Origin of the sequence: Pseudomonas sp. NPDC087697 (assembly GCF_044743155.1) — a bacterium.
In the GTDB taxonomy this organism is placed as follows: Bacteria; Pseudomonadota; Gammaproteobacteria; order Pseudomonadales; family Pseudomonadaceae; genus Aquipseudomonas.
The window spans coordinates 104579-125976 of sequence record NZ_JBIUVW010000008.1 but is presented as its reverse complement, the minus strand read 5'-3'; the positions used below and the strand labels follow the sequence as shown (position 1 = coordinate 125976).

At 58.9% G+C, this 21398-nt stretch carries 23 protein-coding genes and 2 pseudogenes; 20 read left to right on the top strand and 5 right to left on the bottom strand.

Annotated features, from left to right (window positions below):
• From ACIPIN_RS08775 to ACIPIN_RS08750, 6 genes and pseudogenes are all read left to right on the top strand, one after another.
• Positions 1 to 820: Gfo/Idh/MocA family protein (locus tag ACIPIN_RS08775; protein WP_401117548.1), on the top strand; the 820-nt coding region annotated here is incomplete at its 5' end.
• 8 nt (positions 821 to 828) lie between these two features.
• Positions 829 to 1146 carry a hypothetical protein gene (locus tag ACIPIN_RS08770; RefSeq protein WP_401117546.1) on the top strand — a complete coding sequence of 106 codons (318 nt, stop codon included), beginning with the start codon at positions 829 to 831 and terminating at the stop codon, positions 1144 to 1146.
• A gap of 33 nt (positions 1147 to 1179) precedes the next feature.
• Positions 1180 to 1458 (top strand): annotated as a pseudogene (locus ACIPIN_RS08765) (LysR family transcriptional regulator); the annotation flags it as partial.
• A 136-nt stretch (positions 1459 to 1594) separates the two neighbouring features.
• On the top strand, positions 1595 to 1846 hold the full coding sequence (locus ACIPIN_RS08760) for a hypothetical protein (RefSeq protein WP_401117545.1): 252 nt from the start codon (positions 1595 to 1597) through the stop codon (positions 1844 to 1846).
• Between the two features lie 132 nt (positions 1847 to 1978).
• Positions 1979 to 2596: a hypothetical protein gene (locus tag ACIPIN_RS08755; RefSeq protein WP_401117543.1), complete on the top strand. Its 618-nt coding sequence runs from the start codon at positions 1979 to 1981 to the stop codon at positions 2594 to 2596.
• Between the two features lie 165 nt (positions 2597 to 2761).
• Entirely contained in the window at positions 2762 to 2980 is a 219-nt protein-coding gene (locus tag ACIPIN_RS08750) for a hypothetical protein (RefSeq protein ID WP_401117542.1), read from the top strand.
• Between the two features lie 144 nt (positions 2981 to 3124).
• Here the strand turns inward: ACIPIN_RS08750 and ACIPIN_RS08745 are convergent.
• The 4 genes and pseudogenes from ACIPIN_RS08745 to ACIPIN_RS08730 form a co-directional block, all read right to left on the bottom strand.
• Positions 3125 to 3573 (bottom strand): annotated as a pseudogene (locus ACIPIN_RS08745) (NAD(P)H-binding protein).
• 117 nt (positions 3574 to 3690) lie between these two features.
• Positions 3691 to 4680, bottom strand: coding sequence for a zinc-dependent alcohol dehydrogenase family protein (locus tag ACIPIN_RS08740; RefSeq protein WP_401117540.1), 990 nt, complete (start codon positions 4678 to 4680; stop codon positions 3691 to 3693).
• Positions 4681 to 4897: 217 nt separating this feature from the next.
• On the bottom strand, positions 4898 to 6007 hold the full coding sequence (locus tag ACIPIN_RS08735; RefSeq protein WP_401117538.1) for an alkene reductase: 1110 nt from the start codon (positions 6005 to 6007) through the stop codon (positions 4898 to 4900).
• A 236-nt stretch (positions 6008 to 6243) separates the two neighbouring features.
• The gene (locus ACIPIN_RS08730; protein ID WP_401117536.1) at positions 6244 to 7353 is read right to left on the bottom strand and encodes an alkene reductase; all 1110 of its coding nucleotides are present in this window, start codon (positions 7351 to 7353) and stop codon (positions 6244 to 6246) included.
• Between the two features lie 390 nt (positions 7354 to 7743).
• On the opposite strand from ACIPIN_RS08730, the gene ACIPIN_RS08725 reads away from it, so the two are divergent.
• Both ACIPIN_RS08725 and ACIPIN_RS08720 read left to right on the top strand, forming a co-directional pair.
• Positions 7744 to 7938, top strand: coding sequence for a DUF6124 family protein (locus ACIPIN_RS08725; RefSeq protein WP_401117534.1), 195 nt, complete (start codon positions 7744 to 7746; stop codon positions 7936 to 7938).
• Positions 7890 to 8069, top strand: coding sequence for a hypothetical protein (locus ACIPIN_RS08720; RefSeq protein ID WP_401117666.1), 180 nt, complete (start codon positions 7890 to 7892; stop codon positions 8067 to 8069). Before ACIPIN_RS08725 ends, ACIPIN_RS08720 begins: the two co-directional genes overlap by 49 nt.
• A gap of 23 nt (positions 8070 to 8092) precedes the next feature.
• Here the strand turns inward: ACIPIN_RS08720 and ACIPIN_RS08715 are convergent, their stop codons facing one another.
• Positions 8093 to 8977, bottom strand: a complete 885-nt coding sequence (locus ACIPIN_RS08715; protein ID WP_401117533.1) for a LysR family transcriptional regulator — start codon at positions 8975 to 8977, stop codon at positions 8093 to 8095.
• 164 nt (positions 8978 to 9141) lie between these two features.
• On the opposite strand from ACIPIN_RS08715, the gene ACIPIN_RS08710 reads away from it, so the two are divergent.
• From ACIPIN_RS08710 to ACIPIN_RS08655, 12 genes are all read left to right on the top strand, one after another.
• Entirely contained in the window at positions 9142 to 9888 is a 747-nt protein-coding gene (locus ACIPIN_RS08710; protein ID WP_401117531.1) for an SDR family NAD(P)-dependent oxidoreductase, read from the top strand.
• A gap of 57 nt (positions 9889 to 9945) precedes the next feature.
• Entirely contained in the window at positions 9946 to 10794 is an 849-nt protein-coding gene (locus tag ACIPIN_RS08705; RefSeq protein ID WP_401117529.1) for an alpha/beta fold hydrolase, read from the top strand.
• Positions 10795 to 10852: 58 nt separating this feature from the next.
• Entirely contained in the window at positions 10853 to 11602 is a 750-nt protein-coding gene (locus ACIPIN_RS08700; protein ID WP_401117527.1) for an SDR family NAD(P)-dependent oxidoreductase, read from the top strand.
• A 44-nt stretch (positions 11603 to 11646) separates the two neighbouring features.
• A complete protein-coding gene (locus ACIPIN_RS08695) occupies positions 11647 to 12396 on the top strand; it encodes an SDR family NAD(P)-dependent oxidoreductase (RefSeq protein ID WP_401117525.1) in 750 nt (249 codons plus the stop codon).
• A gap of 72 nt (positions 12397 to 12468) precedes the next feature.
• Positions 12469 to 13728, top strand: coding sequence for an MFS transporter (locus ACIPIN_RS08690; RefSeq protein WP_401117523.1), 1260 nt, complete (start codon positions 12469 to 12471; stop codon positions 13726 to 13728).
• Positions 13729 to 13814: 86 nt separating this feature from the next.
• Positions 13815 to 14462, top strand: a complete 648-nt coding sequence (locus tag ACIPIN_RS08685; RefSeq protein ID WP_401117521.1) for a glutathione S-transferase family protein — start codon at positions 13815 to 13817, stop codon at positions 14460 to 14462.
• Positions 14463 to 14556: 94 nt separating this feature from the next.
• On the top strand, positions 14557 to 14961 hold the full coding sequence (locus ACIPIN_RS08680; RefSeq protein WP_401117519.1) for a nuclear transport factor 2 family protein: 405 nt from the start codon (positions 14557 to 14559) through the stop codon (positions 14959 to 14961).
• Between the two features lie 19 nt (positions 14962 to 14980).
• The gene (locus tag ACIPIN_RS08675; RefSeq protein WP_401117517.1) at positions 14981 to 15349 is read left to right on the top strand and encodes a DUF427 domain-containing protein; all 369 of its coding nucleotides are present in this window, start codon (positions 14981 to 14983) and stop codon (positions 15347 to 15349) included.
• 184 nt (positions 15350 to 15533) lie between these two features.
• Positions 15534 to 17681, top strand: a complete 2148-nt coding sequence (gene egtB, locus ACIPIN_RS08670) for an ergothioneine biosynthesis protein EgtB (RefSeq protein WP_401117515.1) — start codon at positions 15534 to 15536, stop codon at positions 17679 to 17681.
• Positions 17682 to 18048: 367 nt separating this feature from the next.
• Complete coding sequence (locus tag ACIPIN_RS08665) at positions 18049 to 19368, top strand: MFS transporter (RefSeq protein WP_401117513.1); 1320 nt, start codon at positions 18049 to 18051, stop codon at positions 19366 to 19368.
• Between the two features lie 22 nt (positions 19369 to 19390).
• Positions 19391 to 20143, top strand: a complete 753-nt coding sequence (locus ACIPIN_RS08660; protein ID WP_401117511.1) for an Asp/Glu racemase — start codon at positions 19391 to 19393, stop codon at positions 20141 to 20143.
• 91 nt (positions 20144 to 20234) lie between these two features.
• Entirely contained in the window at positions 20235 to 21116 is an 882-nt protein-coding gene (locus ACIPIN_RS08655) for a LysR family transcriptional regulator (protein WP_401117509.1), read from the top strand.
• Positions 21117 to 21398: the final 282 nt, after the last annotated feature.

The following is a 21398-nucleotide window of genomic DNA, read 5'->3' as shown; positions in this document are numbered from 1 at the left end:
CAAGGACGTGTATTGCGAATGGCCGCTGACGCCGAGCAAGGCGCTGTCGCAGGAGCTGATGGCGCTGGCCGAGAAGAACGGCGTGCGCCACATCGTCGGCCTGCAGCGTCGCCTCGGCTCTGGCTACCGCTACGTACGCGACCTGCTGCGCGACGGCTATATCGGCGAACTGCGTTCGGTACGCCTGCACAGCAGCGTCGAGACTTTCCAGAAAGAGCGCACGGCCGCGCTGTACTACACGATCCCCGAAGAGAATTTCTCCAGCGTGCTGTCGATCTACGGCGGCCACTACTTCGACGCCATCTTCACGATGCTGGGCCATCCGGACAGCGTCAACGCGCTGACGGTCAACCAGTTCAAGGAAGTGACGCTGATCGAGACCGGCGATGTGCTCAAGCACACGGCCCCCGACCAGATCGTGTTGAGCGGCCAGTTCGACAACGGCGCCGTGCTGTCGGTGCACATCGAGGCCGGCAAGCGCAATAACTACGGCATGCAACTGGACCTGACCGGATCGACCGGCGACCTGAAGATCTCCAACATCACCAGCTTCGGTAACGCCTTCAACGTGATCGAAGGCGCCCAGGGCGACAACCAGCCGTTGAAGGTGCTGCCGATTCCCGAGGAGTACAACTGGTTGCCGGACAGCGACCTTGGCAGCAGCCAGCTGGAACTGGCCAATCTGTATGCCGCCTACGCGCGCGACGTCAAGGATGGCACCAGCGTGGCGCCGACCTTCGCTGACGCGCTGGTGATGCACGAGCTGATGGAGCGTATCGGAGAATCCAACCACAGCGGCGCTCGCGTCGCCCTGAAATGAGTAAAACCATGTCCAAACTATTCTCGCTTTTTAAAATCGGTCTCAACACCTTGTCGCATCGCGTCGTGCACGCGCCGACCACGCGCCTGCGCGCCAACGCCGACGACAGTCCGAGCGAGTTGATGCTGGAGTACTACAGCCAGCGCGCGTCCGAAGGTGGCCTTCTGATCGCCGAATCGACGCACATGTCCAAGGATAGCTGCGGCTATCCGGGCGCGCCGGGCATTTACGAGGATGCGCATATCCCCGGCTGGAAGCGCATCGTCGATGAGGTGCATGCGGGCGGCACGCGCGTTCAGTACACCGACTTCCCGATTTATCTGTAATCGGCGCAGGTGCAGGCAGAGTAGGAAGCAGCCATGGATAGTCTCACTGGTATCTCGGCGTTCGTTCAGGTGTGCGAGTCGCGCAGTTTTGCTGAAGCTGGACGGCAGTTGGGCATCTCCGCGTCGGCGGTCGGCAAGTGCATTGCGCGCCTGGAGGAACGGCTCGCGGTGCGCCTGTTCGATCGCGGAACGGGCAATCTCGTGCTGACTGTCGAAGGCACGCTGTTCCTGGGCCGCTGCCGCTGCATCCTGAACGATGTGGAGGCGGCCGAAAGAGAGCTGCTGCACGCGGCCTGCTTCCCGGCGGGCCGTCCGCTATCTACCGGATAGCGGTGCGTGTTTCGCGGTTATTGCTAAACACGGTGAAAGACAATGGCCGCACCGTTCCAGGAACTTCCGGCAACAAGGACTGATGCATACTGTCCGCCTGTTGATTGCGGGGGCGGTTATGGATCGTCGTACTTTCATCAAATCGTCCGGTATGTTGGCGGTCACCGTGGTGGCGGGTGCGCTGCACGGCAATCTTGTCCGCACCTTCGCCGACGCTGAAGGCAACGGCATTGCCGCAGCGCCGCGCGCCGATGCGCCTGGCATGCGCTATTTCGGGTCAAGCGTTCATCATGAAGACATTCACGTCAAGCCCAACGAGATCACCTATCTGGCCGACAGCACGGTGGTGTACGGTAGCCTGAATTTCTGAGATGTCGAGCATGCCAGGGTGTGCGGCCGAAGCGTGATCGTTCACAACGGCTCGCAGAACGCGAACGACGCCGAGGGCTGGCTCCACCGTTCCAACTGACACGGCATCACGCTGCACAATGCGCACAACGTCGTGGTGCAGGGGATTGCCTGCCTGGTTGCGCAGCCGCACGTGGATGATCCAGCTGCAGGGCTGCAAGGACGTTCTGTTCGACAATATCAAGATGATCGGCGGGACACGCGGCAACGCCAACCAGGAGACGGCATCGACCGGCTTGGTTGCGGCGACACTGTGGTGCGCAACTGCTGCTTCCGCTGCTCCGACGATATCTTCGCCATCTACGACAATACCAGCTTCTACGACAAGGACTCCGCCATTCCGGGCCTGGACGTGCGCAACATCCTGATCGAGGGCTGCATGCTGTCGACCAGTATTTCGAACGTGATGCGGGTCGGCTGGCAGACCAAGATGTTCAACAGTTCCAACGTGACCTTGCGCGACAGCGAAGTCATCCACATGGACATGGGCAGCTGCCACGTGCCGTTCGCGCTGACCGAATTCCGGGCCGAGCCGGCCGGCAACGGTACGCACGAGGACTACCTGTTCGACGACATCCGCCTCGACTGCTGGTATTCGCTGCCCCAGTTGCGCCAGGGTGCGCAATATCCGCTTCCGCAATATCTGGTCGGTGGGCCGGCCGTCGCTGGTGGCGTCGTCCACCGCCGGCGATGTCAGCGGCATCAGTTTTGAGAACATCAAGTTCGGCGACCGCCGCATCCTGACCAGCGACCAGCTGCCGTTGAGGCAGGCGGAGCCGACGGCAGCAGCGCCAGTGGCGCCGTGGTCACGCACTTTTGCCGACGCGCAGAGCACTCTGCTGGATGGCTACCTGCGAGTGCCGGCCGAAGGCGGCTCATGCTGGCGCGTGATGGCGCCCGGTTGGCGATCGGCGGGACCACGCTGTCCGAGGACCATGTGGTGGAAGCGCAAGTCTGCGGGACGCCGGGCAATCGGGTCCAGCACATGCGCGGCGGCATCCGATTGAAGGCGGGTTTGCACTGCATCGCCACCGTTTTCAACCAGGGCGCCGACGCGGAGATGTGGCGCTGTACTGAATACGTTTTCGCTTCGTAACCCAGAGGTACGTCTTCCCGGCATGGTTTTCCGGATGCTGAAGCGCTGCGGCGGCGACGTCGTTGGTGTCTACCTGCCTAATGCTTGCGTCTCCGACGTAATGACGAATGACGCCCTTGTCCTTGGAGTCAGAGCCGCCATAGCTCAGAAGATTTTGCATGAAAAGCTGGGGACGCAGATTGGTGAACGAGATCCCGACCATTCAATATAGTGCTCGACGAACTGATGCCGGGTCCATTGACCGACCTTGGTGTTATCGTCGCCTGGCGCGCCCAAGTGAACGATGTACTTTACGCCGGCTTTCTTCGCCGCATTCACGAAAGCATGGCTCTGCTTGAGCATGTCGACGGTATAGCCCGTCAACATGAAAACGCTGTCGATCCCGTCGAGCGCCGGTGCAAGCGTCTCTTCGCGGTCATAGTCGAACAAAACGACGGGTACGCCAAGGCTCGCCGCCTCTCCGGGCTGCGCACAGCGGCCACGGCCTGCTGGCTAGAGTCGGCCGCAAGAAAGCGAATGAGCGAACTCCCAATTTGACCAGTTGCGCCGGTTACAAGAATTTTCCGTTTACTATTGGCCGTATCAAATTTCATTAATGAGCAAAAAATTTGATAACTCGCACCACTTTGCTGAGTGATGCGAAATCATCAAGAACTCTGTCTGATACGACGCAGCGCCGTTCCATCAGCGATCGCTTCCGGCGTTTCTGTTTACATCGTTACAACGATCTTCCCAAACTGGCCGTTGTTCTCCAGATAACGGTGAACTTCCGCCATGTCATCGAACTTGAACGTCCGATCGATGATCGGTTTGAGCGCGCCGCTCTCAAGGCCCTTAAGAATGTATTTCACCGCAGCCTTGCGGCGTGTTTCGTCACCACTTGTCAGCCAGATGCTGTACCCCTTGATGGTCGGCATTTTGGCGATCATCTCCAGCAGTGGCAGCGGAGTGACACTCTCACTGAGCGCACCGTAGATGTATACGATGCCTTGGAAGGCCAGTGCAGAAATCAGCTTCGGGAAGTTCGGGCCGCCGACCGGTTCGAAGACGACGCGCGCGCCCTTGCCGTCCGTGATGCGCATCACTTCCTGCACTAGGTCGACCTCTTCCGTGGCAATTACGTGCGCTGCGCCTGCTTCGAGCAACTGTTTCTTCTTGGCTGAAGTGCGTGTCAGTGCAATGGGCGTCGCACCGGCATAGTTGGCGATCTGGATTGCCGCCAGTCCCACGCTGCTGGAAGCCGCGGGAACTAGGACGAAATCGCCTTTGCCCACTTTGGCGTCTTCAATGAGCGCGCCGTAGGCCGTCATGAACATCATCCAGACCGACGCTGCTTGCGCGAACGAAAGCGATTTCGGGTGCGTCACAACCGCGTAGACCGGTACGGTGATGACCTCGCCATACGTGAAGTACTGATTCATCGAGAACGATGGGATCACGTTGACCTCGTCGCCCACTGCGAAGCCAGTGACGTCGGATCCCACTGCATCGACGATTCCGGCAGCCTCGTAGCCAAGACCGGCCGGGAATTTGACAGGCTCGACGTACTTGTCGGTGCGCCACATCGACTCGGCGCGGTTGATGCCGATCGCCTTGACCTTGATGCGAACCTCAGTCGGGCCAGGAGCCGGAACGGTCGTTTCGACGAATTCGAGGACTTCGGGGCCTCCGGCTTTAGTAAATTTGATGACGCGTGACATAAAAACCTCTTGAATAGGATGGATAAGCAGATGAGGGCTTTTACACAGAAAATTTCGGCGGTTTGAAAACCGCCGAACGCCCCATTTGCGGGAATGGCGTGCTGGCAAGAACCAACCCACCGACTAACTGAAATACGAACGCGCATTGCTTCGCTGCAGTGACGCGTTGTCGGCTAAGCGAGCCCAGTGAATGATTCCGGGCCGACTGATCGACGTCCTACAGTGCGGCGACTTTGAGCTCGTCGTGTCGAGGAAAGTCGGTATAGCTCTGCTCTGTCCCACCCCAAAACGCAGAGCGATCATAAGGCGTAAGCGGCAACTTCAACCGAAGTCGTTCGGGTAGGTCCGGATTCGAGGTGAACGGCCGTCCGATAGCGACCAGGTCGGCATCGCCCTTCTGCAGGATTGCCTCCGCGCTATCGCCGTCAAAACCGCCAGCCGCGATGATCGGTCCCTTGAAGATCTTCCGCAAATGCCCAGCGGCGACCGGCTCCGCGTCCTCATGACCGGCTTTGGCATCATCGCCTTTAATGCGTGGTTCGATCAGGTGAATATAGGCAAGCCCGAACGGATTCAGCAGTTCGGCTACTCGACCGAACAAGGCCTCAGGATTACTGTCGACCATATCGTTCCATTCGCCGCTCGGCGAGAGCCGCACACCAACGCGGTCGGCACCACGCAGCGCCGATACTGCCTCTACGACTTCCAGTAAGAGGCGCGCGCGATTGTCCACGGATCCACCATAGTCGTCGGTCCGCTTGTTACTGCCGTCGTGCAGGAAGCTGTCGAGCAAATAGCCATTGGCACTGTGAATTTCGACGCCGTCCATGCCGGCGTCGAAGGCACGCTGCGCAGCGTCACGGAAATCCTTCACGGTTTGGCGAATATCTTCGACGGTCATGGCCCGGTGCTGCGAAACCGGCTTCCATCCTTCATACGTGAATGCCATTGTGTCGAAGGGGATTACAGACGGACCAACTGGATCCCCGCCCGCTATGTCACTGTGTGAAGTGCGACCACAATGCACCAGCTGAGCAATGACCCGCCCGCCTTTCGCATGGACCGCTTCCGCGATCTTGCGGTAGCCATCGATATGACTATCGAGATACAGCCCTGGCGCACCGATATAACCCCGCGCCTGAATAGAGATCATCGCTGCCTCGATGATAATAAGGCCGCCGTCCGAGGCGCGTTGCCCATAATGCTCGACCATCATGTCACTGGCGCCGTCGTCAGGGTTTGAACGCATCCTGGTCAGCGGCGGCATGACAACGCGATGTTTAAGAGGGATCGAACCGATCGTAGTCGGTGAAAAAAGTTTTGACATAATTACCTCGATAAAATTAATGGGAGATGTAGCCGCTGCTGGTCCTGAAGTGCAATTAGTTTGAAATGGTCTGGGTTATCTCGGCGCCTACCCCCAATTGGGTAAAAGCCCGCCATTAGCGACTTCAGTCAGCAAGGGCCAGGCATACGCTTGCAGCCGGTGCCGGACAGAGCTTGGCGCTGTCCGGAAACCGGCTTGCGTGACGTCCGGCATGGAGCCGGACAGTCAGTACTGCTTTAAGAGGCCAGCGCTTCAGCTTTGTAGAACGGGTAGTCGGTGTAGCCCACTTCGGTACCGCCGAAGAAATGGTCACGGAGGTAGTCGTTCATTGGCCAGTTGTTGCGGATACGTTCCGGCAGGTCGGGATTCGCGATGAAGTGGCGGCCGAAGGCAACCAGGTCGGCGTCGCCGGCCTGGATGATGGCTTCCGCCGACGCGCCGTCGAAACCACCGGCCGCGATGATGGTGCCGTTGTAGTACTTGCGGATCAGTTGTGCCGCCACCGGATTCTGGACCTTGGTTTCATCGTCGACAAAGCCCAGCACGCGCGGCTCGATCAGGTGCAGGTAGGCCAGGTTAAGTTTGTTCAGCTGTTGGGCGACGTAGGTGAACAGTGCTTCTGGGTTGCTGTCCGACATACCGCCGAAACTGCCGCTAGGGCCGATGCGCACGCCAACCTTATCACTGCCCCATACCGAGATCAGTGCGTTCGTCAATTCGAGCAGGAAGCGGCTGCGGTTTTCGATCGGGCCACCATAGATGTCGGTGCGCTTGTTGCTGCTGTCCTGCAGGAACTGGTCTACCAGGTAGCCATTGGCGCCGTGCAGTTCCACGCCATCAAAGCCGGCTGCGATACCGCGCTTGGCGGCAGCGCGGAAGTTCTCCACCAGGCCCTGGATCTCAGCGATCGTCAGTTCGCGGTTCGGGGTGTTAGCGACCCAGCCTGCGGTGGTGTAGGCATGGCCGTCGTGCGGAATCGCGGATGGGCCGACCGGGATGCTGCCGTTCGGCTGCACGTCCAGGTTCGACTGGCGGCCGGCGTGGTAGAGCTGCAGGAAGATCTTGCCGCCCTTGGCGTGCACGGCGTCGGTCACCAGCTTCCAGCCGGCGATCTGGCTGTCTTCGAATAGGCCGGGCGCGCCCAGGTAGCCGTTGCCGTTGGCGGCAGCGAAGGCGGCTTCGCCGATCAGGAAGCCGCCTTGCGACGAGCGCTGGGCATAGTATTCTGCCATCAGCGGGCCAGGGATCGCGCCTGCTTCGGCACGCATGCGGGTCAGCGGTGCCAGGACGACGCGGTGGGAGAATTCAAGAGGACCTACTTTTACTGTGGACATGAGCTTGGACATGGTTTTCTCAATGGTTTGAGTTAGATTCGAAAGACCGGAGCTCTTGCAGGGGTGCCCCTGTTCCAATTGCTTCGGGATGGAAACCACTTTCCGCTAAGGTTGAAGGAAGAAAAATAGCTTGCAGTTCCCAACATATCGGACTAATCAGTCTTGAATCGCCGACATCACGGCTCTGGTAACGGTAGATTTCGCGGCCAAGGCGATCAATTTCCCCTTGCCGGAGGAGCATGCTGCACTGAAGTGCTGGTACGACGAGGTATCGAAACTCCGGCTAGTTGGGCTCCGGCGCCCGTTCACGGCTGCCTGCTCGGGCCCGGTGTCGTCGTCTGGAAAAGCGAAAGTGCTTAGCGTATTTTCGGTATCCCGGCGGAAGACAACGCATAGTCGGTCTTGAGCGCGGAGACGGTATCGCTCAGCTTTTCAACGCTTCTCTTTCTTATTTTTGAGGGTGTCGGTGTCTTGATTTGTTGCTGCGAAATTCTCGCCTCAGCCAATATCAGGGCCGGTGAACTCGCCTTCGGCTTGACCGATCCTCAATGCAATATGGCATTGGCTATTCAGCAAATGATTTTTGTGGTGGTGTGAATTTGGGGGTTGAGTCATTTGTGTTGGCAGGAGTTGGTAGGGGGCAGGGTGAAGGTGCTTCCCATAAGAAACCCACTGAAGCGGTGACCATTAGTGGGTTTTTTATGGGCGGTGGAGTTAATACGATGTGACCTCCATTTGTTTCCCATAGGTTTCACTTCGGCGGCATCAGTTCGTCGAGGCGCGACAGGAACAGCTTGAGAATTGGTGAGGTGTTCGACTTGCTGTAGCCCACCGCTATATCGATCATTGGTGCCTCGCCTTCCAGCGGACGGCTGACGACAGACCACGGCAGCAGGTTCTTGGCATAGGCGGGCATCAGCGCCAGCCCACGGGTGGAGGCGACCAGGGACATGGCCATCGCCAAATTGTCCACCCCGTGATCCCATTTGATGTCGAGCCCCGAACGGCGGAGATAGTCTTCGGTCACGGCGCGCAGCACCGTGGCCTTGTTCGAGCCGCCGATGAAAATCTCGCCCACGAAATCTTGCGGGCGCACTGCTTCGCGCGCGGTGAGACGATGGTCGCTCGGCATCAGGACGATGAGTGGCTCCCGGTCCACCACGTGGTATCCGAGGTCGTAACCCGGCTCCACGCGCAGGAAGGCCAGATCCAGCCGGCCGCGGGTAAGCGCTTCGGCGAGATCCGGTGAATAGTCGCTGGAGATCATGACCTGGATGTTCTTCAGTTCGTCGCGCAGCACATGCATCGCCTGCGGCAGCCAGTTCATCTCGTGCCCGGTCAGGAAGCCGATGGCGAACGTCTTCCTTGCCGGTTGCGCCGCTCTGCGTGCCATTTCGACCGCGGCATCGACCTGCATCAGCGCCAGGCGGGCGTGGTCGAGAAAGGCTTTGCCCGCAGCGGTCAACTCGACGCCATGTACGCTGCGCGACAGCAACTCGACCCCGACATGGTTTTCCAGATCCCGGATCTGCCGGCTTAACGAAGGCTGCGAGGTGTGCAGTCGTCGCTCGGCTGCTTCCGTCAGGCTGCCCGCCTCGGCGACAGCAATGAAATATCGAAGATGTCGCAGTTCCATGGTGCTCTCATGCCTGTCAGGTATGCCCACAGCTTACAAAGTCTTTTTCAACTTCGCCATAAGCTCCTAGCTTGTTGGCTATGGCGGCGTCCGGGAACTCCTCCCCGCGCCGAAGCCGCTTGGCTACCCATACGCCTCAAGCCGGACATCACAGGAGCTGAAAAATGAACAAGCCCGTTATTCTGATCACCGGAGCGCTCACCGGCATCGGCCGGGCCACCGCCGTTGCCTTCGCCAAGAAAGGCGCGAAGGTGGTCGTTGCCGGTCGGCGTGATGAAGCCGGCAAGGCACTCGTTGAGGAGTTGCGCTCTTTCGGTTCGGAGGTCGAATTCATCAACGCCGACGTCCGCAAGGAGGATGACGTCCGCACTCTGGTCGACAAGACCGTCGCGCGGTTTGGCCGTCTCGATGTCGCGGTGAACAATGCGGGTACCGAAGGCCAGGTTGGCCCGATCACGGACCAGACCGCAGAGACCTATGCCGCGACGTTCAATACGAATGTGCTCGGCGTGATCCTGAGCATGAAGCACGAAGTGCGCGTCATGCAGGGGCAGGGCAGCGGTAGCATCATCAACATTTCTTCAACCTACGGGCACGAAGGAGCGGCGGGGGCCAGCGTCTATGTCGGCAGCAAGCACGCCGTCGAGGGTATCACCAAGTCGGTGGCGCTCGAGGTCGCCAAGTCGGGCATTCGCGTGAATGCGGTCTCGCCGGGCCCCACGGACACCGGCATGTTGACCCGTTTTACCGGCACATCGGAGAACAAGGCGGCTCTGGTGACGGGTGTGCCGATGGGTCGCCTCGGCCTCTCGGAGGAGCTTGCCAACGCGATCGTGTTCATCGCATCGGACGAAGCTTCATTCATCACCGGCCATATCCTCAACGTCGACGGCGGTCACAGCGCTAACTGATCCTGTCCGGGCGCGCAGAATTGCTCTGCGCCCAGGCCACCATCAGAGGGAATCTCAATGACTCAGCACAATCATCAGACCGTGCCGACGCAGTTCGTGGACGCAGCGGGTATTCGGTTCGCCTACCGACGCTTCGGCAAATCGGGTGGCGTACCGCTCGTCTTCAACATGCATTTCACCGGCACGATGGATCACTGGGATCCAGCCGTGACGGACGGACTGGCGCACGACCGCGAAGTCATTCTGTTCGACAACGCCGGTATTTCCAGTAGTTCGGGGGAGGTGCCGAACTCGATCGAGGCAATGGCGGTCAACGCCGCGACCTTCATCAGGGCGATCGGCCTCACGCAGGTGGACGTACTGGGCTTTTCGCTCGGCGGCCTGGTCGCGCAGGAACTGGCGCTGGCCGAACCGGCGCTCGTGCGGCGGCTGATCCTGGTGGGGACCGGACCGCGCAGTGGCGAAGGCATGGCCTCGCTGACGCCCGAAGCGCAGGAGATCTTTAGCGCGACCTACGACGAGCCTGATCACCTGTGGCTCAGGGTGTTCTTCACCCCGTCCGAAGCCAGCCAAGCGGCGGGCCATGCTTATCTCAAGCGTTTTCGGCAACGCATGGAGGACCGCGATCCAGACGTCAGCGACAAGGTCGGGCCCGCGCAGATCGAAGCGCTGACCAAGTGGGGCGCGCCACGTGAGAACCCCTTTGATTACCTGAAGGCGATCAAGCAGCCAACGCTGGTCGTCAATGGTGACAACGACGTGATCATCTATTCGGTGAACTCTTTGATCCTGCAGCGGCATCTGCCGAACGCGCAACTGATCCTCTACCCGGATGCCAGCCACGGCTCGCAGTATCAATACCCCGAGCGCTTTGTCGGCCACGCGTCCCTGTTCCTTTCTGAATAGACCGGGCACGCCTGAATCTTGCAGCGGGATTCTGGATCAAGACCAAGGGATGCTTATTATGACTAACCTCTATGGCAAAACCGCACTCGTCACCGGTGCCTCCCGCGGCATTGGCCGTGCCAGCGCACTAGCGCTGGCAAGAGCCGGCGCTCAAGTGCTCGTCCACTACGGTAGCGGAGAGAAGGAGGCGACAGCAGTGGTCGCCGAAATTCGCAAAGCGGGCGGGAAGGCCGAGAAGATCTCCGCCAACATGGGCGCAGCAGACGGGCCGCATTTGCTGGCCGAGCGCGTGCGCGCCATCGTCGGTGGTCGATTGGACATCCTCGTCGCCAATGCCGGTATCTCGAAGGCCGACACGATCGAGAAAACCACCGTCAAGGACTTTGACGATCTCTTTGCGGTGAACGTGCGCGCCCCGTATTTCCTAGTGCAGCAGTTGCTACCCGCTCTGTGCAAGGGCAGCAGCGTTGTTCTCCTGTCATCGCGTGCAGCAGCGCACACCGGCGTTGGGACGCTGTCCGCCTATGCAGCCACCAAGGGCGCCATCGATACCCTGGTCAAGTACTTCGCATCGGAACTCGGCGGGCGGGGCATCCGCGTCAATGCCGTAGCACCGGGCGTGGTTCTAACCGAGATGTCCAGTTTCGCCAAAACCGATGCGGGGCGGGACTTCACGCTGAGCATCCAGGCGCTTAAGCGCATGGCCCAGCCCGATGACATCGCAGCGGCCGTTGTCTTCCTCGCTTCCGATGACGCCCGTTGGATCACCGGCGACACCCTGCACGTCGATGGCGGCACAAAGCTCTGAACGATGGTTCTTCGAGCTAAGAGTACTTAACCAGGATAAAGCAAATGTCTACTCAATCTGTTGTTCTCATCACAGGCGCACTGACCGGTATAGGTCGAGCGACTGCGATCGCCTTCGCTAATGAAGGTGCCAAAGTTGTCGTTTCAGGACGACGTGAAGAAGAAGGTCAGAAACTGGCGGCCGAACTCCGTGCACTCGGCGGCGAAGCGGAATTTCTGATGTCCGACGTGCGTCATGAAGATGAGGTTCGCAGTCTGATCGATGCAACAGTCGAACGCTTCGGCCGGCTGGACATTGCGGTTAACGCCGCGGGCACAGAGGGGCAGTCCATCGCCGTAACGGAGGTGACGCCCGAGAACTATGCGGCAACATTTGATACCAATGTGCTCGGCACATTCCTCAGCGTGAAACACGAGATGAGGGTGATGTTGGCGCAGGGTAACGGCAGCATCGTCAACATTTCGTCAACGATGGGTGAACGTGGTGGGGCGAATTTATCCCTCTATACCGCCAGTAAGCATGCCGTGGAAGGTCTGACCAAGTCGGCCGCCCTTGAGGGTGCGGCCTCCGGTGTGCGGGTCAATGCAATTGCCCCTGGACCGATTCAGACAGCGATGCTCGACCGGCTGACCGGTACGGCCGAGCGCAAAGCCGCTTTCCTGATGAGTGTTCCACTCAAGCGCGCCGGAGCCCCGGAAGAGATTGCCGACGCCATTGTGTTTGTCGCATCCGGTAAGGCGACCTTCATTACAGGCCAAATCATTCGAGTCAACGGCGGCAAAACCGCTTCGTGACCCGTGCCCGTCATCAGGTTGGTGGTGGCTCGAAGATTTGAGTCCTTCTGCCGGCACAAAGGAGTATCTGCCATGCCCGTCGTCTATCCGCACTGTCCACCACCACGGATCGCTGCTCTGGCTTCTCGGCCCAACGAGCTGAGCCCGCGCGCTAGTTTCTGGGTGTCGGCGGGGGTAGTCGCACACACTTTGTGGACCAGCGCAGCACCGGCCATGAGCTACCGATTGTATGCGGAGCACTGGCAACTATCCCACACGGTGACGACGGGCATATTCGCCATCTATCCGCTCTTCGTGGTCGCAGTCCTGATTGTGTTTGGTGATCTCTCTGATTACATCGGCCGCAGAACGACGATGCTTTTCGGGCTGATCGCCTCGCTGCTCGGCGTACTGCTATTTGCCATCGCTCCAGGTGTCTTGTGGTTGTTCGTTGGCAGAGCATTGATGGGCATTGGTGTTGGGCTTAGCGTGGGGGCGTCGACCGCCGCGATGGTTGAGTTCGGTACCGATGCTCAGGTCAGACGGGCTGCATCCGTCACTGCGGTCGCACAGGCCTTCGGTTTCACAGCGGCACTGCTCGTTGGAGGTGCGCTTACACAGTACGCTCCATGGCCGATGCATCTCTCGTTCTGGGTACTATTTGTGCTCCTCGTGGTGCTTTTCGTTGCGGTGTGGCATCTGCCGCGCCACGTGGGTACGCGAGCTACCAGCAAGTGGCGGCCAAGGGCGCCGTCCATTCCCTCTGTTTTACGACCTGCGTTCACCATCGCTGCATTAGCGGTGACCATCGCCTACACACATGGCGTGCTGATTCTATCGCTCGGTGGGCAGGTCGCCCGCGACGTAATCGGATCCCCTAATGCCTTGGTCAATGGCGCAGTACTGGCCTTATTTGCGGTCACCTCTGCGCTGTCCGGGGCAGTGGCGCGACGGCTGAGGCCAAGGCTTTCCATGATTTTGGGTTCGATCGCCTCCGCTGTCGGAATGGCCTTACTTGCGCTATCCGTCGTTTGGCACGCACTTTGGCTATACCTTGCGGCAAACGCGATGACCGGCGTCGGATACGGTCTGCTCTTTTTGGGTGGACTTGCCTTACTCAATTGCGCGACGCCCGCACAACACCGCGGTGGTGTGTTCTCGGCCCTTTTCCTATTCGCTTATCTCTCGCTTGGCGTTGTCGCCCTTGGGCTGGGCATCGTGGCGACACACGCGGGGCTGAGTCTCGCAGTTGACCTTGGCGCGGGCGTTATCGCCTTGCTAAGCCTCACTGCAATCACTCTTTTGGTGGCGCAGCGAAAGAAGAGTTTTCTTACCGAGACTGCTTCCCTCTGAACATATGTTGATGACATCGCCGTCGGGGCATTAGCCAAAGCCCGACACATTGCTCTACCTCCGAGTCTCACAACGGAAATCAAACCATGACCGCCAATACACTCAAACTCTATCAGTCCGCGGGCTCGCCCAATTCGCGGCGCGTGCGCATTTTTCTCGCCGAGAAGGGCTTGTCGATTCCGCTCGTCCCGGTCGATCTGGGCCAGGGTGAACAGCATTCCGAGGCCTACCGTGCGATCAACCCGCGTCGAGTCGTTCCGACCCTGGTGCTGGAAGACGGCACCGCCATCGGTGAGGTGCCTGCCATCATCCGATACCTTGAAGAGACCTATCCGCAAACGCCATTGCTCGGCGAGACCGCAAAGGAAAGGGCCTTAGTCACGATGTGGGAGCGGCGCGCCGAGCTGGAAGGTTTCGCGGCCGTCATGGACGCCATCCGCAATGTCGCACCAGGCCTCAAGGGACGCGCGATTGCGGGTCCCTATGACTACGAGCAGATTCCGGAACTGGCCGAGCGCAGCAAGCTGCGGGTGAAGAACTTCTTCGCCGACCTTGATACCCGCTTGGGTGAGGTTCCGTTCGTGGCGGGTGATCGCTACTCCGTCGCCGACATCACGGCTCTGGTAGCCGTGGATTTTGCGGCCAAAGCGATCAACTTTCCCATACCGGAGGAACACGCCGACCTGAAACGCTGGTACGACCAGGTTTCAAAGCGCGCTAGCACGTCGGCCTAACAACAAACGTGAATTTGCGCATCGGCTTTTCAAGTGTCTTTTTGGGCGGTGCAGCGCTCCGCCTGAAGTAGCAGGCAACGTGAGGAGGATCGATATGACCATCAAAACCACCCCGGAGCAGAACAAGGCACTCGTACTGGAGGCCTTTGACACGCTGTTCAACAAGAGAGATTACAGGGTGGCCACGCGCTTTTGGTCGGACGCCTACATCCAACACAGCGCGCATATCGAACCCGGACGCGAAGGCTTGTTTGCCTTGATCCGCAGTGCGCCCGATACCCTGCGCTACGAGCATCAGCTTATCGTCGCAGAAGGCGACTACGTCATCGTCCACGGGCGCTTCTCAGGCAACGGTCGACCCGTTGCATGGATCGCTGCCGATGTGCTCAGGATCGAAGACGGTCGGCTCGCCGAACACTGGGACGTCTTGCAGGACGAAGCAAGTAATGCTGAATCCAGAAGCGGGCGGCCGATGTTCGGCGACACCTTTCCCACGTGAATTATAAGGACTGATCATCATGAAAATCCCCGGCCCCGATCATCCCATCACCATTACCCCATTCCAGGGGCGCGTCACCGTTCGCTTCAATGACGTCGTCGTCGCGCAGACCGACAAAGCAGTGAAGCTCGAAGAGGCCAAATATCCAGCGGTTTTTTACATCCCGAGATCCGACATTCGGGTTGAGTATTACGCGCGAACCGAACATACAACCCATTGCCCCTACAAGGGGGACGCCAATTATTTCGACCTGAGCGCCGACGGGAAGACCGCAGAAAACGCGGTCTGGAGCTACGAAAACACGTACCCGGCAATGGCGCAAATCAAGGAGCACGTCGCCTTTTACGCTGACAAGGTGACCTTCGAAATCGAAGGCGCGCAGGGCTGAGCCAGCGTTTACGAACCAGGCGCTTGCGAGCAGTCACGCATCATCGCTATTCGGGTCAGGACGAGGTGCACAAGCACTTCGCCCTGGCTCGGCCATGGAAAGAATGTACGAAGCCCTGTCCCCACTGGAAATACCCGGGGATCGGCAGACCCGCGCAACGACGATTCACCGGAGACAAAACCTGATGACCAGCACCGTAAGCGAGCTACGCGACCTCCCCGCCGGTAACGCGCTCCTCAAGCGTTACCAAACTATTCGCAACCGGACAGAGAGTCTGATTGCACCGCTCAGCCCCGAGGACATGGTCGTCCAGTCAATGCCTGATGCCAGCCCCACCAAGTGGCACATGGCGCACACCACCTGGTTTTTCGAGACATTTGTGCTGGCCGAAAATGTCGTTGACTACCAGCCGTTCGATCCGGCATTCGGTTACTTGTTCAACTCCTATTACGAGGCGATCGGCCCCCGTCATCCCCGGCCACAACGCGGGTTGATGACACGTCCGACCGTGGACGAGGTGCTGAACTACCGCAAGCATGTCGACGAACACATGCATACTTTGCTGGAGTCGGCGTTGCCCGAAGGCACCGCCGAATTGATCGAACTGGGTCTGGCCCATGAGGAGCAGCATCAAGAACTGTTACTGATGGACATCCTGCATTTGTTCAGTACTTCCTCTCTCAAGCCAGCCTATGACCTGCGCTGGTGCAAAGACCTCTCCGGGCGTCGCGGCCAGTTCAAGCCGCTCAAGGGCGGGCTGACCGAAATGGGTCACAAGGGCAGGGGGTTCGCCTTCGACAATGAAGGTCCAAGACACACCACTTACCTGCAATCCTTCGAGATCAGTGACCGCTTGGTGACCAACGGTGAATGGCTGGCCTTCATGGCGGACGGCGGCTACAGCAAAGCCAGCCTATGGCTATCAGACGGTTGGGCGGTCGTGCAGCAAAATGGCTGGAACGCCCCGCTCTATTGGCAGCACGACGACGAGGGCTGGCGGCAGATGACCTTGCGCGGTCTGGAAGCCATCGACCCGACAGCTCCGGTGATCAGCATCAGCTATTACGAAGCCGCTGCGTTTGCCCAATGGGCCGATGCACGCCTGCCGACCGAAGCCGAGTGGGAAGCCGCCGCTGAAGCCGGTCTGCTGGAACAAGTCGATAACGTGGCCTGGCAGTGGACACAAAGTGCGTACAACGCCTACCCGGGATTCCGCCCGGCGGACAGCGCGGTCGGCGAATACAACGGCAAGTTCATGATTAACGTGATGGTGTTGCGTGGCGGTGCCAGCATCACTTCCCCCGGTCATGCCCGCTCCACCTATCGCAACTTTTTCGCCCCGGACAAACGCTGGATGTTCTCCGGCTTGCGCCTGGCCCGGGATGCGCGTCAGCCGGGTGTGGTGAACAACCACGACAGTGAGTTTGGCCGTGATGTCATCGCCGGCTTGTCGGCCCCGGTAAAATGCTTGTCACCCAAATACTTCTACGATGCGGCGGGCTCCGAGCTGTTCGAGGCCATCTGCGAGACGGCCGAGTACTACCCGACGCGTGCCGAAACCGGCCTGCTGACCCAGGTTGCGCAACAGATCGCCGAGGTGATTCCAGCGGGCGCGGCTCTGGTGGAGTTTGGCAGCGGCGCCAGCGAGAAAACCCGTCTGCTGCTCGACGCCGCGCCACAGATTGCGCTGTACGTGCCCATCGACATCAGCGCCAATGCGCTGGAGAAGGCAGCCGCACAGCTGAAAAAACAGTACAAGCAGTTGAAGGTCGCGCCGCTGATCGATGATTTCAGCCGCGCGCTGCAATTGCCGGCCGAAGCTGCCGAGCACATCTGCGTAGGGTTCTTCCCCGGTTCGACCATCGGCAATTTCACCCATGATCAAGCCGTGAAGTTCCTGCGTTCGGCCCACGTATTGTTGGGTAATGAGGCGCACTTCATCGTTGGCGTGGATCTGGTCAAGGACGCCGACATTCTGGTCGCGGCTTACGATGATGCCGAAGGGGTGACCGCGCGCTTCAACAAAAACCTGCTGACCCGGATCAATCGTGAACTGGATGGCGATTTCAACGTCGAGTCCTTCGACCATCTGGCGTTGTGGAACGACACCGATGAGCGCATGGAGATGCATCTGGTGAGCCGCCGCGAACAAGTGGTCAAGGTTGCCGGGCATACCTTCCACTTCAGCGACGGCGAACGTCTGCATACCGAGAGCTCGCACAAATTCACCGTCGAATCCTTCACCAAACTGGCGGCGCGTGCTGGCTGGTCGGTGAGCGGTTACTGGGTGAGCGAAACGCCGCAGGTGGCGTTGTTCAGTTTGAAGGCGTGATTTTCGTGTGGTCAACACTATGGTGAAAACGGTGTGAGGTTATATGCCTGGCTACCGCCTCAAGCAGCAGTTCATGCATAGAAAGCCAAGCGCATCTATGTGCCAGGGTGCATTTATTTGTGCGCAACACGCTATCGGTCGCTTCGGAAGGCAACGTTTGAGATCCGATGCATGGCTCGCGGCGTGCAACTCAATTTATGACGATTTCTGCCATCGCGGTTGGCGATGGCAGGCTCGCGAATGCCTGATATACACCCCCCATCCTTCACTTCTAGTATCGATCGCATATGACCATTCGCCCGCAAGCGTCCTCCACTTGCCGGGTGAGCTTGAGAAGATAATAAGTTGAATCCCACGAGGTTCCCCCATGAAAACCATTACTGCAGGGCCAGCGGCATCCGTCGCTTCCGTGGACGGCAGCGGTAAGCTGACCGCCAGCCAGCGTTACATGACTTTGGGCGGCTCCTGGGCGGCATGGTTGTTCGATGCCCTGGATGCCACGGTTTTCGGATTTGTCCTGCTCGCCATTGCCAAAACCTTCTCGGTCGGTCTTGGCGACGTCGTCTCGACTGTGGCCTGGTTTCTGTTGGCGACCGGTATCGGCGGCTTCTGCCTCGGGAACATCTCCGACAAGATCGGCCGCAAGAAAACCATGATGATTTCGGTGTTCGTCTATGGCACCGGTACCTTGCTCTGCGGTTTTGCCGACAGTCTTTGGGAGCTCAACCTGTTTCGCTTCTGCGTCGGTATTGCAGTGGGCGGTTTGTGGTCCGCAGCCGCCGCGCTGGTCTCTGAAATCTGGCCGCCAGCCGGCCGCGCCAAGGCCTTCGCCGTGATGCAGACCGGCTGGTCGGGCGGTAGTCTTCTGGCTGCGGTGTTCGCCTGGACGTTTCTGAAGACAGATGATCCCGAGTCCTGGCGCTCTCTGTTCATCTATGCCTCGATCCCGGCTTATTTCACGCTGGTGTTCATCATGCTGTTCGTCAAGGAGTCACCGGTCTGGCTGGCTAACCGCGAATTTATGCGTCAGAACAGTGACAAAGGCCGGTTGCTGGAGATCTTCCGTCCGCAGTACCTCAGGATGACAATGCTGGGCCTGAGCATCTCGGTACTGGGCATGTACGGCTACTGGATCATCAGCACCTTCATGCCGGCTTACTTGCAGAACATTCTGAATGTGCGCATCGATCAGGCGCCAGTATTCGTCATCTGGATCGGCATCGGTGCCACCATCGGTTATCTGGCTTACGGCTACCTGGCTGAAAGTCTGGGGCGCCGGTTGTCGTTCGCGATCTTCTTCGCCGGCATGGCGATCATGGTTCCGGTCTTCGCCTACTCCGCGACCTTGATGCCACTGACCGATGGCAAGCTGCTGTTTACCACCCAGAACGTAATCACGCTCGGCTCCCTGGCGGCGTTGCTGGGCTTCTTCACCGGTTATTTCAGCGGTTTCGGTGCGTGGTACTCGGAGTTGTTTCCGACCAGCATCCGCGCCACTGCCTCAGGCTTTTGCTTCAACTTCGGCCGCGTGGGTGCGATTGCCGGCATCAAGCTGGTACCCATTCTGATCCCCCTTGTGGGCTTCACCGCGACCATTTCACTGGCCTCTGTTTCTTACGCGATTGCCGCCGTCATGGTGTTCACGCTCCAGGAAACCAAGGGCGTTCAATTGACCAGCGGCAACTGACTTTCAATAGAAGGATTGAATCATGAAAAATTTTCGTATCGGCCAAATCGTTCCAAGCTCCAACACCACCATGGAAACCGAAATCCCGGCGATGCTGACCTCGCGTTACTCGCTGTTCCCTGACGAGCACTTCACCTTTCACTCGGCGCGCATGCGCATGATGAACGTCAGCGCTGAAGAGCTGAAAAAAATGGACGTGGACAGCGACCGTTGCGCGCTGGAACTGAGCGACGCTCGCGTAGACGTCATGGCCTACGCTTGCCTGGTTGCAATCATGTGCCAAGGCGCCGGTTACCACACGGTGTCCCAGGCGCGTCTGAGCAAAACGGTCGAAAGCAACAACGCACCGACGCCGATACTCAGCTCGGCAGGTGCCCTGATCGACAGCCTCAACGTGCTGGGCTACAAAAAAGTCGCGATCATCACGCCGTACATGAAGCCACTGACCCAACAAGTCATCGACTACATCGAAGCCGCAGGGATTGAAGTGACCGACTCGATCAGTCTGGAAGTCTCCGATAACCTGGCCGTGGGTCGCCTGGACCCGATGAATCTGGTGGCACACGCTGATCGCTTGAACATCGGTCAAGCGGAAGGCGTGGTGCTTTCAGCCTGTGTGCAGATGCCTTCGTTGCCAGCAATCCAAGTGGTTCAGGATCGCCTCGACATGCCAGTGCTGTCGGCCTCGGTCGCCACTGTGTACCAGATCCTGAAAACCCTCGGGCTGAAAGCCCAGGTGCCGAACGCAGGTCATCTGTTGTCCGGCCAGTACTGATAGTCGGCCATTCCAGTAGCAGGGGCGTTCTGGACGCATGAATGACGAGGTACTATGGCAGCCATTCAGGCCAGCAAGCCCGGTACCTCACATGAAGCTCGATCCCGTTTCACTGCGACTCTTTATCAGCGTTATCGAGGAAGGCACCATCACTGCCGCTGCCAAGCGCGAACACATCGCTGCGGCGGCGGTCAGCAAGCGCCTGAGTGAACTGGAAGAGCTGCTCGACTCGAAACTGCTGACCCGCACCAACAAAGGTATCACCCCGACAACGGCGGGCATCTCCCTGCTGTACATGGCCCGCAGCGCGCTGAACAACCTCAACGAAATCGTCGTGCAGATGCGCGATTATTCCCACGGACGCCGCGGCTCTGTTCATGTGCTGGCGAACATCTCGGCGATCACCCAGTTCATGCCGGGCCTGATCAAGTCGTTCATGGACCTCTACCCGCTGATCAACGTCGCCCTCGAAGAAAAGGAAAGCCTGGGCATCACCAAAGCCGTCGCCGAAAACCGCGCTGACATCGGCATCTTCACCCGGATGCCCCACGGCGCCGACATTGAAGTCTTCCCGTTCCGTAAAGACCGCCTGACCTTGCTCGTCCCCAACGGCCATCCTTTGGCGGACCGCAAAATCATCAAGTTCACCGACACCCTCGACTACGAATACGTGGCCCTGCGTAGCGGTACGCACCTGAATTTTCAGCTGATCAAAGCTGCGAACGACATCGGGCGGTCGCTGAAGATCCGCATGGAGGTCTCCACCTACGACGCGCTGTGCTTGATGGTTCAGGCGGGTGTCGGGATCGGCATCATGCCGGAGGAGAGTGTGGGGATTTATAAGATGGACGGCGCGCGGACGGTGGTGCTGGATGAGGAGTGGGCGTTGCGGGAGTTGACGCTATGTGTGCGGTCGCGGGAGGGGTTGTCAATGGCGGCGGGGTTATTTTTGGAGCATTTGATGGGAGAGTGAATGGTCTGCGGGTTGCTGACTAACTTCATGCGTCCCATCCCTCAGGGCTCCTTTACCAACCATTTCGTGTCCATGGACACTAATGGTTCTGAAAGCCTTGTATTTGCTGGATTTCAGGCACAAAAAAGACGTCCGTGGACGTCTTTAGATGATGAAATGGTGGCCGGGGTAATTTGAATACGATCAGTAAGATATTGATTTATAACATTAATATCGGTTTTTATTTTTAGTTGGAATACCAATTGGAATTCCGTGCGAAATTGCACTCCACTTGACCACCCG

Bases quoted from the DNA above. Each gene is read 5' to 3' on its own strand.
- ACIPIN_RS08655 (WP_401117509.1), top strand. From the start codon at position 20,235: ATGAAGCTCGATCCCGTTTCACTGCGACTCTTTATCAGCGTTATCGAG.
- ACIPIN_RS08665 (WP_401117513.1), top strand. From the start codon at position 18,049: ATGAAAACCATTACTGCAGGGCCAGCGGCATCCGTCGCTTCCGTGGAC.
- ACIPIN_RS08680 (WP_401117519.1), top strand. From the start codon at position 14,557: ATGACCATCAAAACCACCCCGGAGCAGAACAAGGCACTCGTACTGGAG.
- ACIPIN_RS08710 (WP_401117531.1), top strand. From the start codon at position 9,142: ATGAACAAGCCCGTTATTCTGATCACCGGAGCGCTCACCGGCATCGGC.
- ACIPIN_RS08735 (WP_401117538.1), bottom strand. From the start codon at position 6,007: ATGTCAAAACTTTTTTCACCGACTACGATCGGTTCGATCCCTCTTAAA.
- ACIPIN_RS08770 (WP_401117546.1), top strand. From the start codon at position 829: ATGTCCAAACTATTCTCGCTTTTTAAAATCGGTCTCAACACCTTGTCG.
- ACIPIN_RS08730 (WP_401117536.1), bottom strand. From the start codon at position 7,353: ATGTCCAAGCTCATGTCCACAGTAAAAGTAGGTCCTCTTGAATTCTCC.
- ACIPIN_RS08660 (WP_401117511.1), top strand. From the start codon at position 19,391: ATGAAAAATTTTCGTATCGGCCAAATCGTTCCAAGCTCCAACACCACC.
- ACIPIN_RS08695 (WP_401117525.1), top strand. From the start codon at position 11,647: ATGTCTACTCAATCTGTTGTTCTCATCACAGGCGCACTGACCGGTATA.
- ACIPIN_RS08675 (WP_401117517.1), top strand. From the start codon at position 14,981: ATGAAAATCCCCGGCCCCGATCATCCCATCACCATTACCCCATTCCAG.
- ACIPIN_RS08750 (WP_401117542.1), top strand. From the start codon at position 2,762: ATGCTGGCGCGTGATGGCGCCCGGTTGGCGATCGGCGGGACCACGCTG.
- ACIPIN_RS08705 (WP_401117529.1), top strand. From the start codon at position 9,946: ATGACTCAGCACAATCATCAGACCGTGCCGACGCAGTTCGTGGACGCA.
- ACIPIN_RS08715 (WP_401117533.1), bottom strand. From the start codon at position 8,977: ATGGAACTGCGACATCTTCGATATTTCATTGCTGTCGCCGAGGCGGGC.
- ACIPIN_RS08760 (WP_401117545.1), top strand. From the start codon at position 1,595: ATGGATCGTCGTACTTTCATCAAATCGTCCGGTATGTTGGCGGTCACC.
- ACIPIN_RS08740 (WP_401117540.1), bottom strand. From the start codon at position 4,680: ATGTCACGCGTCATCAAATTTACTAAAGCCGGAGGCCCCGAAGTCCTC.
- ACIPIN_RS08685 (WP_401117521.1), top strand. From the start codon at position 13,815: ATGACCGCCAATACACTCAAACTCTATCAGTCCGCGGGCTCGCCCAAT.
- egtB (WP_401117515.1), top strand. From the start codon at position 15,534: ATGACCAGCACCGTAAGCGAGCTACGCGACCTCCCCGCCGGTAACGCG.
- ACIPIN_RS08720 (WP_401117666.1), top strand. From the start codon at position 7,890: ATGCAATATGGCATTGGCTATTCAGCAAATGATTTTTGTGGTGGTGTG.
- ACIPIN_RS08700 (WP_401117527.1), top strand. From the start codon at position 10,853: ATGACTAACCTCTATGGCAAAACCGCACTCGTCACCGGTGCCTCCCGC.
- ACIPIN_RS08690 (WP_401117523.1), top strand. From the start codon at position 12,469: ATGCCCGTCGTCTATCCGCACTGTCCACCACCACGGATCGCTGCTCTG.